Source organism: Amycolatopsis alkalitolerans, from assembly GCF_006152065.1.
Classification (GTDB): Bacteria; Actinomycetota; Actinomycetes; order Mycobacteriales; family Pseudonocardiaceae; genus Amycolatopsis_E; species Amycolatopsis_E alkalitolerans.
In genome coordinates this window covers 205,487-218,651 of record NZ_VDFW01000004.1, presented here as the reverse complement: position 1 = coordinate 218,651, position 13,165 = coordinate 205,487, and the positions used below count along the sequence as shown (strand labels likewise).

Below are 13,165 nucleotides of genomic sequence, written 5' to 3'. Positions count from 1 at the left end.
CTCACCTCAGCTGGAATCCGGCGGCGAGCCGCCCGCCCATGACGTGCTTGCGGACCAGCAGCATGAGCACGGTGGACGGCACGGCCAGCAGGATCGCGAACACCGCCGCCGCCTGCTCCGGATAGTTGTTGACGAGTTCGTACATCTTCGTCGGCATGGTCACGTACGTGGGCGCGCCGACCAGGTAGGTGCCCTGTGCCTCGTCGAACGCGGCAAGGAAGGACATGATCATCGCGGTCGCGATCCCGGGCAGCGCCAGCGGCAGCGTCACCTTCGCGAACACGCCGAGCGGCCCGGCCCCGGCGTCGCGCGCCGCCTCTTCGAGGCTGCGTGGCACAGCCGCGAACGCCGCGGACGGGATCCAGGTCATGAACACGATCGTGCCCAGCAACTGCACGATCACCACCCCGGCGAACGTGGTCATCAGGTTCAGCCCGTAGAACAGTCCCGCCAGCGCGACGTAGAGCCCGATCTTCGGGAACGCGTTGGTCGCGAACAGCGACACCAGCAGGAAGCGCCTGCCGGGAAAGGAAAACCGCGCGAACGCGTAGGCCGCGGGCAGGCAGATCGCCGCCGAAACCAGGGTCACGATCGGCGCGAAGGTGAACGAGAGCCCGACGGAGGACGACAGGTCGTTGCCGGAGAACACGAACGACCACCACCGCAAGGTCCAGCCGTCCGGTGTCCACGACGGATAGTGCCAGGACGTCACGAACGCCCGCAGGGCAAGCCATACCAGCGGTCCGAGCATGAACACCGCCACCAGCGCGACCCACAGCGCGAGCGCGGCGCGGCCGGCGATCCTCATCGCGCGCTCCGCACGTTGGCCCGCACGTACCAGACGCCGATCAGCGCGGCGGCGACGAACACCACCATCGCCATCACCTCGGACTGCTGCGGTTGGTTGAACGAGATGAAGTAGTTCGTCATGGTGACGCCGAGCATGTTGGGCGACGCGGGCCCGGTCATGTACGGCACCGTGAAACTGCCCATCACGTTGATCGCCGTGAACGTCGTGACAATGACGACGGACGTGCTGCTCATCGGCAGAATCACCGCGCGGACCGTCCTGGCGACCGACGCGCCCGCGTCACGAGCCGCCTCGATCTGCGCATCGGGCACCGCGGCGAACCCGGAAGTCAGCAGCAGCACGCCGAACGGCACGCTGGTCCAGATCTCCCCGATGGTGATCGCGCCCATCGTGTAGGACAGCGTCGGCGCGTTCCAGCCGAGGTGCTCGGCGAACGTGCGGAAGAACCCGTCGGAGGCATAGAAACCACGGATCGCGTACGCACCGATGACCACCGGGATGAACAGCGGCACCACCGACAGCGCGGCCAGCAGCTTCGCCGTCCGGCTCCCGGTCAGCCGCACATGCAGCGCGATCGCGCCCGCGAGCAGCAGCACCACGACCACGGTCAGCACGGTGACGGCCAGGGTCACCACCAGGTCACGCAGCACCTGCGGATCGCCGAGCACCTCGGCATACGCGGCGAAGGTGCCGCTCGAGGCGAGGTGCTGGTTCTGGGCGATCGCGGCGATCACCGAGTTCGGCCCGCCGCCGAATCCGAAAGTGTAGAGCACCGCGGCGACCACCGGGAAGCCGATGAACGCGGCGATCACCAGGATCGGCGGCGAGGCCAGTAAAAGCGGCTTGCTACGCAACCTGCGCCTGCCACTGCTGGTTCAGGTCGTTGTTCACATTGGACTGGTACGGCTGCCGGAAGTCGTTGTTGGACATGCCGTCGAACTTGGCCTGCTCCCCCGCGGGCAGCTTGCTCAGGTCGATCGCCGGGAACCCGTTCATCGCGTCCACGATGCTCGCCTGTGCCTGGGGAGTGAGCAGGAAGTTCAGCAGTTTGCTCACCGCGGCGGTCCGCGTGTCGTTCTTCGGCACGCCGAGGTAGGCGCCCTGCCCGGTGAACGACGGGTCCGAGATCTGGGTGACCTTCACGGTGGCGGGCAGCGTGCCCTTCGCCTTGGCGGTCAGCGCCTGGTCGACCCACACCGGAGCCATCCAGATGGTCCCCTTGCCGAGCAGATCGAGCACGCCCTGGTTGCCGTTGGGGTAGGTGTGCTGGTAGACGGACGGGCCGAGGTCCTTCAGCGCCGACAGGCCCTGGGCCCAGTACTTCTCGTCGGCCTTGTCGTAGCTCGTGGCCAGTTTCGTGCGCGCGTCGGCGGGCACGTACTTGTCCAGCACGGTGGTCACGAACGACTGGCCGGAGCCGCCGCTGTTGGGCGAATTGTAGGTGAACTCGCCGGGGTTCGCCTTGATCCAGGCGAGCAGATCGTCGAGCGTTTTCGGCGGGCTGGTCACATGTGCCGAGTCGTAGGCCAGTGCGACGGACGTGCCGCGGTAGGGCAGCGCCATGCCGTTCACCGGGGCGAGCAACTGCGGCGGGACGGCGGAAGTGTCGGCGTCCGGTTTGGCCAGCAGGCCGCTCGACGCCGCTGTCGTCGTGATGCCCGAGTCGATCAGGTCGAAGCCGAAGTCGTGGCCCGTCTTGACCGCACTGCCCAGTTTGGCCAGTTGTGTGGTGGAGTTCTGGCCGTGCAGATCGAAGGTGAGCTTGACGGTGTAGCCGGGGTCGGCCTTTTCGAAGGCGGGGATCAGCGTGTTCTGCCACAGGCTCTGCACGTTGACATCGCCGTCGGCATACAGCCTGATTTCCTTGCTGCCGCCGGAACCGCTGCTCGCGCCGCCGCATGCGGCCAGGGTCGCCGCGGAGAGAGTAGCGAGGACCGCAACTAGAATTTTTCGCACGGCCGCAAGCCTGCGTGAGCGTCTGTGCCATTACTAGAGCGCGCTACCAACGGTCGGTGATCATTCTTCAGTTCGTAACCCGCTGTCTGGCAACCGGCAAGAATCGGCGGCGCTTTACCGCGCAAGGTCCGTTTACCAGGGAACAACGCCCCTTGCCGTGGACAGAACCGCCGGTAGGCCCGTCGTCGCCCAGCGTGGCGAGAACGACGAAGATCCCGGCTCCACGCGAGCCACGATCAGGTCGGCAACCTCCTGCCGGACTGCTCCGCGGAGTCCTCCGGCTCGGCCGCTAGCGCACCTGCTTCGCGTGGCTCACCGCGCCGACGCGTCCGCTGGAGAACAGCACACGCAGCCCGGCGGGCCGGTAGCCCGTCGCGACCCCGCGCCGCGCGAGCACGGCCGCGCAGGCGACCGCCGCCAGCACCGAAATCGCGCCACCGATGTAGAACGGCGACCGGCCGCCGAACGTGCTAGCCATCCAGCCGACCATCGGCCCGCCGATCGGGTTGCCGCCGATCAGCACGAGCACGTAGATCCCCATCACGCGGCCGCGCATCTCCGCGCTGACCGCGGTCTGGACCAGCGAGTTCGCCGTGTTGAGGAAGGTGATCGTGGCGAACCCGAGCGGGATCAGCGCGATCCCGAACGCCAGATACGTCGGCATGAACGAGGCCACGAACTCGACCGCGCCGAGCCCGAACGCGGCCGCCAGCAGCAGTCGCACCCGCGGCCTGCCCTTCGCGCCCCGCCGCGCCGCCAGCAGCGAACCGGTGAACGTGCCGACCGCGAGCAGCGTCGACAGCATCCCGTACCCGTCCGCCTGCGTACCGAACACGTTGCCGGCCACGATCGCCAGCGACGTGAAGAAGGTGATCCCGAACGTGCTGACGAAGAACACCAGCACCATCACCGTCATCAGGTCCGCCCGCCCGCGCACGTAGGCGAGCCCGTCACGCAACTGCCCCTTCGCCCGCACGACGGCCGGGCCGCGGAAGAGCTTGTCCGGATTCATCAGCGCCAGACCGGTGATCACGGCGAGCGTGCTGACCGCGTTGGCCAGGAACATCCAGCCCGTGCCGACCCAGGTGATCGCGAACCCGGCGATCGCGGGCCCGACGATCCGGGCCATGTTGAACACCGACGAGTTGAGCGCGACGGCGTTCGGGATCTGCTTACGCCCCACCATCTCCGCGACGAACGCCTGCCGCGTGGGCACGTCCAGCGCGCTGAAGATGCCCAGCACGAAGCACAGCAGGTACACCTGCCACAGCGCGACCGCTCCACTCACGTCGAGCAGCCCCAGGACGAGCGCCTGCAGGCCCATCCCGCTCTGGATGACGATGCCCAGCTTGCGCTTGTCGACCCGGTCGGCGAGCACGCCCGCCCACAGTGACAACGCCAGCGTCGGGACGAACTGGAGCGCGACGGCGATACCGAGCGCGATCGGGTTGTTGCCCGAGAGCTGGAACACCAGCCAGTCCTGCGCGATGCGCTGCATCCAGGTGCCGATGTTGGAGATGACCTGACCGGAGAAGAACAACCGGTAGTTGCGCACGCGCAGCGACGCGAACATACCGCGCTTGTTCGGCGGATCCTCGGCGGTCGCCGGTGGTGCCTGGCCCCGGGTAGCTTCCGTTGTCGGATAGGACTTCGCCTGGCTACCCGTGTCTGGCCGCACCGTTACCCGTTCCCCGCCATTCTGTCGATGATCTCCGCGGCTCTCGCGAGTACCTCTCGTTCGTCGCCGCTCAGTTCCGCGAGCTTGCGGTCCAACCAGGCCTCCCGCACCGAGATGGTCGCCTCGACGAACGAGGCTCCCGCTTCGGTCAGCGTGACGATCGCCTGCCGCCCGTCCGTGGGATGCGGCGTGCGCGCTACGTACCCCATCTCCTCGAGCGCGGTGATCACCCGCGTCATCGACGGCGGCTGCACGCCCTCCTTGGCGGCCAGCCTGCCTGGCGTGAGCGCCCCGCACTTGTGCAAAGTGGACAGTGCGGCGAGCTGCGTCAGTGAGACGTTCTGGTCGGTCCGCTGCGCCCGAAGCTTCCGGTTGAGTCGCACGACGGCGAGCCTCAACCGGCCGGCCAACGCTGGCTCACGCATTTCGGGCACATAGTTAGCCTACCTCACGATCCACCCGCGCGCGTGTGCGGTTCGTTACCGTAACGCCGCCTGGATCGGACCGACGGCGAAGTAGGCGACGAACGCGACCGCGATCACCCACATCAGCGGATGGATCCGGCGGGCCTTGCCGGTCGCCGCCCGGATCACCACGTAGCTGATGAAGCCCGCGCCGATCCCGTTCGCGATCGAGTAGGTGAACGGCATCACCACGATCGTCAGGAACGCCGGGAGCGCGACCGAGAAGTCGGTGAAGTCGATGTCCCGGACCTGCCCGATCAGCAGCGCGCCGACGACGACGAGCGCGGGCGCCGCGGCCTCGACGGGTACGGACTCGTACAGCGGGGTGAGGAACATCGCGGCGATGAACAGCACGCCGGTGACGATGTTGGCCAGCCCCGTGCGCGCCCCCTCGGCGATGCCCGACGCGGATTCGACGAACACCGTGTTGGAGCTCGCCGAACCGAACCCGCCCGCGGCGCCGGCGAGCCCTTCGACGAACAGCGCGCGGCCGACCCGCGGCAACTGGCCGTCCGGGCCGAGCTGGCCGGCCTCCTTCGCGAGCCCGGTCATCGTGCCCATGGCGTCGAAGAAGTCGGCGAGGACGAGGGTGAACACCAGCAGGATCACGGTGATGATCGGCAGCCGGGTCCAGGCGCCGAACGAAATGTCACCGACGAGCGACAGGTCCGGCAGGCCGAGGACATTCCCCGGCAGGGCCGGGTAGCCGAGGTTCCAGCCCTTGGCGTTGGTGCCGCCCGACGGGCCGGCGTGCACGATGGCCTCGACGATGATCGCCAGCACGGTCGTGCCGAGCACGCCGATCAGGATGCCGCCGCGGATCTTCTTCGCCACCAGGGTGCCGGTGAACAGGAGCCCGACCACGAACACCGCGGTGGGCCACGACGCGATCGAACCGCTGATGCCCAGCCCGACCGGGACGGTCGTGTTCGCCGCGTCCGGCAGCCGCCGCACGAACCCGGCGTCGACGAGGCCGATGAAGCAGATGAACAGCCCGATCCCGGCCGCGATCGCCGATTTCAGCGCGGCGGGCACGGCGTTGAACACGGCCGTGCGGAAGCCGGTGAGCACCAGGACCACGATGACCAGGCCCTCGATCACGACCAGGCCCATCGCCTCGGGCCAGGTGACCTGCGGGGCGATGGTGACCGCGACGAGGCTGTTGATGCCGAGGCCGGTGGCGATGGCGAACGGGTACTGCGCGATCAGCCCCATCAGGATCGTCATCACCCCGGCGACGAGCGCGGTGACCGCGGCGACCTGCGGCACCGGGAGGATGTGGCCGAGGACGTCCTTGTGCGCGCCGGAGTCCGAAGGCGAGAAGCTGCCGATGATCAGCGGGTTGAGTACCACGATGTAGGCCATCGTGACGAACGTGACCAGACCGCCCCGGATCTCGCGGCCGGTGGTCGAGCCCCGCTCGCTGATCTTGAAGAAGCGGTCGACCGCGGATCGCGTGTACTGCTGAGTCATCGGTAGCCTTCCTGATGTGACCGACCCGATCAACGGTGGCGATCGTAAAGGCTCCCTGCGGCCGGTACCGGAACTGCCCGCCAGGCTGACGGCGCTGCTGCCGATCGTGATCGCGGGCACGAGCGCCTGGTTCGCCGGTTTCGTCGTGTTCGCGATCCTCGACTTCGGTGGCGGCCGGACGCCGAGCATCTGGCTGTGGACGTGCCTGGCCGGGGTCGTGATCAGCCTGATCGGGATCGGGATCATGACCTGGCAGCGGGCCGCGGCCCGGCGCGGATCGCGGTCGGCCCAGACCGGGATCTGAGGTCGGAGAGGCTAGCCGTCCTGGTTGATCAGCGTGGTGAGCAGGTCCACGATCTGCTGCTGGCCGGCCGCCTGGACGTCGAACTTGCCACGCATCTCCGCGAAGCCACGGTCGACGTTCTCGAAACGGCCGTCCACGTGCTCGAAACGGCCGTCTATGTGCTCGAAGCGGCGGTCCATGTGCTCGAAGCGGCGGTTCATATCCTGGCGGAGATCGTTCAGGTCCTCGCGCATCGCGTTGAAGCTGCCGGTGGTCGCCTGGCGGAAGTCCCGGATCTCCTTGCGCATCTCGGCGGCGTCGCGGTCTGCTCCTCTCGCGAGTACCCGCGCCGCCGCCGCGTCCTGCTCCGCGCGGTGGACGCGAGGTTTGAGGTCGGCGACGTCGGACTCCAGCGAAGTCATCCGGTTTTCCATGTCATCGGGCTGAGGCATGACCAGGATCGTACCGGGGCCACAATCCGGCCGAACCGCGTCCGCGCACGTCACTGCACGTCAGGCCAGCAATGTCAGCGGGTCCGGATCGTCGAGCAGGGCCGTGATCAGATGCCGGTCCGCCCAGTGGCCCGAGGCCCAGGCGAACGCCCGCGCGAGCCCGGCCGGGCTGTCCTCGGCGTGATGTTCCCCGTGAAACCCGTTACTTTCCACCCACCACGGCGCGGCGCGCTTGACTCCGTCGATCTCGACCGCCAGCTCCTCGTGCACCACGACCCCGCCTTCGGGGAACGGGATGTCGAGCAACTCGGCCGCGAGCCGGATCGCGGTCAGCTCGGACCACGGCAGAAACTCGCCCTCGGGCAGCCGCGCGGAGATCAGCTCGCTCAGCAGCGGCACATCCAGCAGTTCGGCGAGCCGCCCGGCGTCCGAGCGTGCCGCGACGAGCCGTCCCGGCGGCCAGACCGCGGCGAGCCAGGGCCGGTCCAGGACCGCGGCCCGCTCAGCGTCGACCACCGAACCGTCGACGGCGCGGACTCGCTCCGGCGCGTCGAGCCGCGACCAGTCCAGATCCGCGTCGGCGAGGGCCGCGTACGTCCGCGAGACCAGGCCGGGCGCGATCGTGCGCGCCGGGTCGCCGAGGCGGTCCAGCAGATCGGCCGCGTCGTCGAGGCCCGTCACCGCCAGTTCCGCCCGAACCCCCGCGAGCGCCAGCACCTCCGGCGTCAGGCCGACGTCGGGCACCGGGTCGTACAACCCGGCGAGCCCTTCGGCCTCCGGCAACCGCCACTCCTGGGGCGCCCGCCCGGCCAGCAGGGCGTTCCGCGCGATCCAATCGCCCGCCTCGCCGGACAGCGCATGCCACGTCTCGCGTTCGCCGGCGAGGATCCGCAGCGCCTCCGGCCAGGCCTCGTCCGCCACGAGATCCAGGTCGCGGATACCGTCTTCGGTCACCACGAACCCGTTGAGCACACCGACGCCCGCGAGCGCGTCCGGCGACCAGTCCTCGGCGAAGTCGCCGTCCAGTACGGAAAGCGCGCCATCCTCACCGAGCGCCTCCGGATCGAACACCGCCAGCAGCGGCGAAGTCGGCAGCACCAGCTCGTCGGCTCGCCGCCAGCCGTCCCGCGACGGCAACGCGAGCGCGCCTAGCCCGTCGACGGGACTGTCCGATTGCAGGCGCAGCACGGCATCCGCGAGGGGTCGGACGTCCAAACCGGACTGAGCGTCCTCGACGCTCCGTTCGACCGCCTCACGCAAGGCCGGCGATTCCAGCAAGTCCGCGGAGTCGGCCCGTTTCGCACCGAGCCGTTCCAGCAGCGGATGCGCGGCATCGGGATGCACGAGCCGCAACCCGACCACGTCGGCCTCGTCGATCAGCTCGAGCACATCGGCGGACGCGCCGTACAGGAACGTGCCCCGCGGGCCCGGCAACGTCCGGCCGTCCGCGAGCGGAGCCGGCAGGGCGCCGAGGTCGTCGGCCGACACGGAATGCGCTTCCAGCAACGGCAGGAGCGCGTCGTATAGCGAATACCACCACGACGGCCGGCGTTCGAGGCCGGTCAGGATCTCGACCAGCTCGGGCACTTCGAGTGGGTTCGCCTCGACGATCGCGAGCGCCCGGGCCACGTCCGGCCCGGAAAGCGAAACGAGCCGCGGCACCACTCCGCCGAGCAGTTCGACGAGCTCCGGTGACTCGACGGTCAGCACGCGCGCGCCGAGCGCGGGCAGCTCCTCCGGCCCGGGAAGCCAGGGCTGGCCGCCTAGCTCCCGCAGCACGGCCTCGCGCAGCTGTCCGTCCACTTCGGACAATGGGAAGCCCGGCTTCGGCACCAGCGACAGCCGCTGCCGCGCCGGGAACTTCCTGACCAGTGCGGGATACGAGCGGGCAAGGCCGGTGAGGTCGGTGCCGGGCAGCACGCGCCGCCTGGACGGTTCCATCGGCACCGGCGCGATCAGCCGGGCCGGGAGCGACAGGCGCTCGTCGGTCGGCGTCGGTGCACGCAGGACGTCGCTTTCCAGCGGCACGGGACCTTCGTCGACCGGCACCGCCCACAGCGCTTCGGGCGTCTGGTGCGTCAGCCAGCGGCGGACCGCGCCCTCGGGGGAGTCGATCTCGACCACGTCGTCCACGGAGGACCGTCGCCACACCGAGCCCGCCACGTCGATCCGCGCCAGCCATGGCAACGCCAGCAACAGGTCCTCGGCCTCGGCGGACGCGCGGGCCAGCAGTTCAGCGGGATCGATCCCGTCCCGCAACGGCAGCCGGACCTCGGTGTCGAACCCCTCCGGCACGTCCTCCTCGGCGGGCCACGGCAACCGCAGCACCGGCACTTCGCCCCGCGAGACGGCCTCTCGCGTGCGGGCTTCGGAGAAGGCGACCCCTCCGCCCCGCGAGATCACGCCCGGCTCGGAACTGACGGCGAGCACCGCGGCGAAGCCGACGCCGAACTCGCCGACCATGCCCTCCTTGGCCGAGGCGCGCAGCGAGGACAGCGAAGCAACCCCGCGCGCGTCGAGCGGCGTACCGGTGTTGGCGACCCGCAGCTCACCATCCACAACGGACACTCGCAGTACGGCGGGTGCACCGGCGTCCTTCGCGGCGTCGGCCGCGTTCTGCGCCAGCTCGACGAACAGCCGGTCGCGGTAGGCGCCGACCCGCAGGTCGCGCTCCGCGTTGGTGTCCTCGATCAGGCGGGTCGGCGAGTCGGCCCACGCCCGCAGCACGGAGGTTCGCAGCGCCTCGGTGCCGAACGGATCACTGCTCATCCATGTCCAGCAGCGAATCGTCGTAGACCAGCTCGGCGACCGGCACCGACGGGGTCGCTTCGACCTCGACCTCGGAATGCGCGCCGCAGCCGTACTCGACGTTCACCACATGCCCGTCCGCGGGCGAGAACTCGTTCCCGCACGCGCCGAACCCGGCCCGCAGCGAACCCGCGAGCGGCAGGTAGAAACCGCAGGTGCCGCATACGGCCGGCGCGCTGCGCGCCATGTCGGAACGCGGCCCGAACTCGCCGGAGCGCCAGCGCGACGCGGCCTCCAGCCGGCCGGTGCGGGACATCACGTGCACCCGGCCGAGACCGGCTTCGGTGGCGACCTCCTCGACCGCCGGATCGTCGGACCGCAGGTACCCCGGCACCAGGCGCGGATCGTCCTCGCTGGTCGGGAAGATGTCCCCGACGCCGAGGTCGCCGGGGCGCACGCGGCGCTCCCACGGCACCCAGTTCGGCGCGACGAGCGCGTCCGGGCCCGGGGTCAGCGCGACCTCGCTGACGGTCACGGCCGAATCCGGCCCGGCCATCGCGACGGTCACCGACCACCGCCAGCCGCGGTAGCCGGGCATCGTCGCTTCGAACAGGTGACTCGCGGACATGGCGTCCTCGTGGACGACACCGGCGTGCGGGCCGACCTGCTCAGCCCCGGCATCGGCCACCGCGGCTTCGCGCGCGAGCTCCACGGCGTCGACCAGGGCCCGCTGGACCGAGCCGTCGTCCAAGGTGAGCAGGAGGGTCATAGGCTCATTGTGCAGCGGCGTATTCACACGCGTCATGTCAGGGTAAGGCCGTGCGCATCCTGCTGTCGGTCTGCCTCGCACTGGTCACGGCGCTGGCCGCCTGTGCCGCGAGCGCTCCGCGAACGCCTGACTCCGTTCCGCAGCTGCGGGTGCGGGTGCTCGGCACCCTGCCGCACGACACTTCGGCCTTCACCGAGGGCCTGGAACTCGACGACGGCCTGCTCTACGAGAGCACCGGGCTCGTCGGGCGGTCCGAAGTGCGGGCCGGTCCGCCCGGCGCCGCGCCGACCGTCCGGGCGGCGCTGCCGGCACCGCTGTTCGGTGAGGGGATCACCGTCGTCGGCTCGAAGCTGTGGCAGCTGACCTGGCAAGACGGGATCGCGATCGAGCGGGACGCCCGTACCCTCGCCGAGCTGCGGCGGGTCAGCTACCAGGGCGAAGGCTGGGGGCTATGCCACCAGCAGGACCGGCTGGTCATGAGCAACGGCTCGGACCAGCTGACCTTCCGCGACCCGGTGAGCTTCGCGCCGCTGGGCACCGTGACCGTCCACGCGGGCGGCCAGACGTTCGACCAGCTCAACGAGCTGGAGTGCGTCGGCGGCACCGTCTACGCCAACGTGTGGCGGACCAACACGATCCTGCGTATCGATCCGGCCAGCGGCGCGGTCACCGCCCGGATCGACGCATCCGGCCTGCTCACGAGCGACCAGCAGCGGCAGGCGGACGTGCTCAACGGGATCGCGGCGATCCCCGGCACGGACGAGTTCCTGATCACCGGCAAGCTCTGGCCCGAGCTGTTCCGGGTGAAATTCACCGATCAGGGTTGATCCCTGAGCACGGCGACCTGCGGATGAGGCAAGATTGGGGCGTGGGGCGCAAACGGAAGTGGACGCCGGAGCCCGGGTCCGGGCAGAGCTGGCGCCCGTCCACGCACACCCGCGCCACGCCGACGGCCGACGAAGCGCCCACGGGCGCTGTCCATTCGTCCCCTCCCCGCTCGTCGGTTCCGCCGCGAGGCGCCCGGCCGTACCCGCCGCGGCAGAGCGATCCGCCGCCACGCCGCACTGAGCCGCTGTACGAGCACTACGGCACCGACGGATATCCCCGCGGCTCGCAGCGTCACGAGGAGCCGCCGCCGCACGAGCACCGCACGGAGGCCGCGGCGGGCGCGATGCCGCGGATGCCGAAGAAGATCACCGTCACCCGCGTGGCCGCGATGCGCAGCCGCGAACTCGGCGGCAAGGCGGTCGGCGCGTTCCAGCGCGCGGCGAAGGCCGACGGGGCGGACAAGTCCGGCCTGACAGCGCTGACGTACGCGGTGATGCTCAACTACGCCAGCGACGCGGCGATGGCCGTCGCGCTGGCCAACACGCTGTTCTTCGCGGCCACCAGCGGCGAGAGCAAGGACCGCGTCGCGCTGTACCTGCTCATCACCATCGCGCCGTTCGCGCTCGTCGCACCAGTGATCGGCCCGGCGCTGGACCGGATCCAGCGCGGGCGGCGGCTCGCCATGTGCGTGTCCTCACTCGGGCAGGGCCTGATGGCGGCCATCATGGCGCTGCACTTCAACGACTGGGGGCTCTACCCGGCCGCGCTGGGCATGATGGTGCTGTCGAAGTCGTTCACCGTGCTCAAGTCCGCGGTCACGCCACGGGTCGTACCGGGCGGGGTCACGCTGTCGAAGACCAACGCACGGCTGACCGTGTTCGGGCTCGCCGCCGGCGGGGTGTTCGGCGGGATCGCGAGCGGCGTCAACTCGGTGACCGGCTCGGCCGGCGCGCTGTGGTTCACGGGACTGATCTGCGTCGCGGCCGCCGTGCAGTCGATGCGCATCCCGTCCTGGGTCGAGGCCACCGAAGGCGAGGTACCCGCCTCCCTGAAGGCGCACCCTGGCAAGAAGAAGCGCCAGCCGCTCGGCCGGGATGTCGTGATTTCGTTGTGGGGCAACGGTTCCGTGCGGGTGCTCACCGGGTTCCTGATGATGTTCGCCGCGTTCGCGGTGAAGGCGCACGCCGAACAGCAGGGCCAGGGCCCGTTCACCCAGTTGCTCCTGCTCGGCATCATCGGCGCCGCCGCCGGCGCCGGCGGGTTCGTCGGCAACGCGCTCGGTTCACGGCTGCAGTTCGGGCATCCGACGCAGGTGGTGCTCGGCAGCCTCGGCGCCGCGCTCGCCTCGACGGTGCTCGCCGCGATCTTCGCCGGCATCGCGACAGCCGCGATCGTCGGTCTCGTCGGCGCCACCGCGAGCGCGCTCGCGAAGATCAGCCTCGACGCGTCGATCCAGGCGGATCTGCCCGAAGAGTCGCGCGCGTCGGCGTTCGGCCGCTCGGAAACGGTGCTGCAGCTGGCCTGGTGCTTCGGTGGCGCGGTCGGCCTGCTGCTGCCGCCCACGTACTGGATCGGGTTCCTGGTCGTGTCGCTGCTGCTGGCGATCGGCCTGGCGCAGACGTTCCTGCTGCAACGCGGCGGCGCGCTGCTGCCGTTCCTCGGCTCGAAGCGGCCCCGCCACCCGGCCCGCACTTCCGCCTAAT

General features: G+C 70.0%; 12 protein-coding genes. 3 read left to right on the top strand and 9 right to left on the bottom strand.

The features are described from left to right. Position 1 precedes the first annotated feature (1 nt). The 6 genes from FG385_RS06975 to FG385_RS06950 form a co-directional block, all read right to left on the bottom strand. Complete coding sequence (locus FG385_RS06975; RefSeq protein WP_139095777.1) at positions 2-808, bottom strand: ABC transporter permease; 807 nt, start codon at positions 806-808, stop codon at positions 2-4. Further along, positions 805-1,665, bottom strand: coding sequence for an ABC transporter permease (locus tag FG385_RS06970; protein ID WP_139095776.1), 861 nt, complete (start codon positions 1,663-1,665; stop codon positions 805-807). The genes FG385_RS06975 and FG385_RS06970 overlap by 4 nt, the downstream gene beginning before the upstream one ends. Then, positions 1,658-2,767 carry an extracellular solute-binding protein gene (locus FG385_RS06965; RefSeq protein ID WP_139095775.1) on the bottom strand — a complete coding sequence of 370 codons (1,110 nt, stop codon included), beginning with the start codon at positions 2,765-2,767 and terminating at the stop codon, positions 1,658-1,660. Before FG385_RS06965 ends, FG385_RS06970 begins: the two co-directional genes overlap by 8 nt. Before the next feature lie 289 nt (positions 2,768-3,056). Then, positions 3,057-4,340, bottom strand: a complete 1,284-nt coding sequence (locus tag FG385_RS06960; RefSeq protein WP_139095774.1) for an MFS transporter — start codon at positions 4,338-4,340, stop codon at positions 3,057-3,059. A gap of 107 nt (positions 4,341-4,447) precedes the next feature. Beyond that, positions 4,448-4,870, bottom strand: coding sequence for a MarR family winged helix-turn-helix transcriptional regulator (locus FG385_RS06955; protein ID WP_139095773.1), 423 nt, complete (start codon positions 4,868-4,870; stop codon positions 4,448-4,450). Positions 4,871-4,924: 54 nt separating this feature from the next. Further along, positions 4,925-6,382: an NCS2 family permease gene (locus FG385_RS06950; RefSeq protein WP_139095772.1), complete on the bottom strand. Its 1,458-nt coding sequence runs from the start codon at positions 6,380-6,382 to the stop codon at positions 4,925-4,927. 16 nt (positions 6,383-6,398) lie between these two features. Here FG385_RS06950 and FG385_RS06945 point away from each other — a divergent pair, with 16 nt between their 5' ends. Further along, entirely contained in the window at positions 6,399-6,686 is a 288-nt protein-coding gene (locus FG385_RS06945) for a DUF2530 domain-containing protein (RefSeq protein WP_235022424.1), read from the top strand. Positions 6,687-6,697: 11 nt separating this feature from the next. Here the strand turns inward: FG385_RS06945 and FG385_RS06940 are convergent, their stop codons facing one another. The 3 genes from FG385_RS06940 to FG385_RS06930 are packed head-to-tail and all read right to left on the bottom strand — an operon-like array spanning position 6,698 to position 10,634. Beyond that, complete coding sequence (locus FG385_RS06940) at positions 6,698-7,117, bottom strand: hypothetical protein (RefSeq protein ID WP_139095771.1); 420 nt, start codon at positions 7,115-7,117, stop codon at positions 6,698-6,700. Between the two features lie 60 nt (positions 7,118-7,177). Then, a complete protein-coding gene (locus FG385_RS06935; RefSeq protein ID WP_139095770.1) occupies positions 7,178-9,886 on the bottom strand; it encodes a sacsin N-terminal ATP-binding-like domain-containing protein in 2,709 nt (902 codons plus the stop codon). Beyond that, a complete protein-coding gene (locus FG385_RS06930) occupies positions 9,876-10,634 on the bottom strand; it encodes a DUF3027 domain-containing protein (protein ID WP_139095769.1) in 759 nt (252 codons plus the stop codon). The genes FG385_RS06935 and FG385_RS06930 overlap by 11 nt, the downstream gene beginning before the upstream one ends. A 50-nt stretch (positions 10,635-10,684) precedes the next feature. Here FG385_RS06930 and FG385_RS06925 point away from each other — a divergent pair, with 50 nt between their 5' ends. Beyond that, the gene (locus tag FG385_RS06925; RefSeq protein WP_139095768.1) at positions 10,685-11,461 is read left to right on the top strand and encodes a glutaminyl-peptide cyclotransferase; all 777 of its coding nucleotides are present in this window, start codon (positions 10,685-10,687) and stop codon (positions 11,459-11,461) included. A gap of 23 nt (positions 11,462-11,484) precedes the next feature. Continuing rightward, positions 11,485-13,164: an MFS transporter gene (locus tag FG385_RS06920; protein WP_139095767.1), complete on the top strand. Its 1,680-nt coding sequence runs from the start codon at positions 11,485-11,487 to the stop codon at positions 13,162-13,164. The last annotated feature ends 1 nt before the right edge of the window (position 13,165 follow it).

Excerpts from the sequence above, each read along its gene's own strand:
- FG385_RS06930 (WP_139095769.1), bottom strand. The coding sequence starts at position 10,634 with ATGACCCTCCTGCTCACCTTGGACGACGGCTCGGTCCAGCGGGCCCTG.
- FG385_RS06935 (WP_139095770.1), bottom strand. The coding sequence starts at position 9,886 with ATGAGCAGTGATCCGTTCGGCACCGAGGCGCTGCGAACCTCCGTGCTG.
- FG385_RS06920 (WP_139095767.1), top strand. The coding sequence starts at position 11,485 with ATGAGGCAAGATTGGGGCGTGGGGCGCAAACGGAAGTGGACGCCGGAG.
- FG385_RS06955 (WP_139095773.1), bottom strand. The coding sequence starts at position 4,870 with ATGCGTGAGCCAGCGTTGGCCGGCCGGTTGAGGCTCGCCGTCGTGCGA.
- FG385_RS06940 (WP_139095771.1), bottom strand. The coding sequence starts at position 7,117 with ATGCCTCAGCCCGATGACATGGAAAACCGGATGACTTCGCTGGAGTCC.
- FG385_RS06975 (WP_139095777.1), bottom strand. The coding sequence starts at position 808 with ATGAGGATCGCCGGCCGCGCCGCGCTCGCGCTGTGGGTCGCGCTGGTG.
- FG385_RS06960 (WP_139095774.1), bottom strand. The coding sequence starts at position 4,340 with ATGTTCGCGTCGCTGCGCGTGCGCAACTACCGGTTGTTCTTCTCCGGT.
- FG385_RS06950 (WP_139095772.1), bottom strand. The coding sequence starts at position 6,382 with ATGACTCAGCAGTACACGCGATCCGCGGTCGACCGCTTCTTCAAGATC.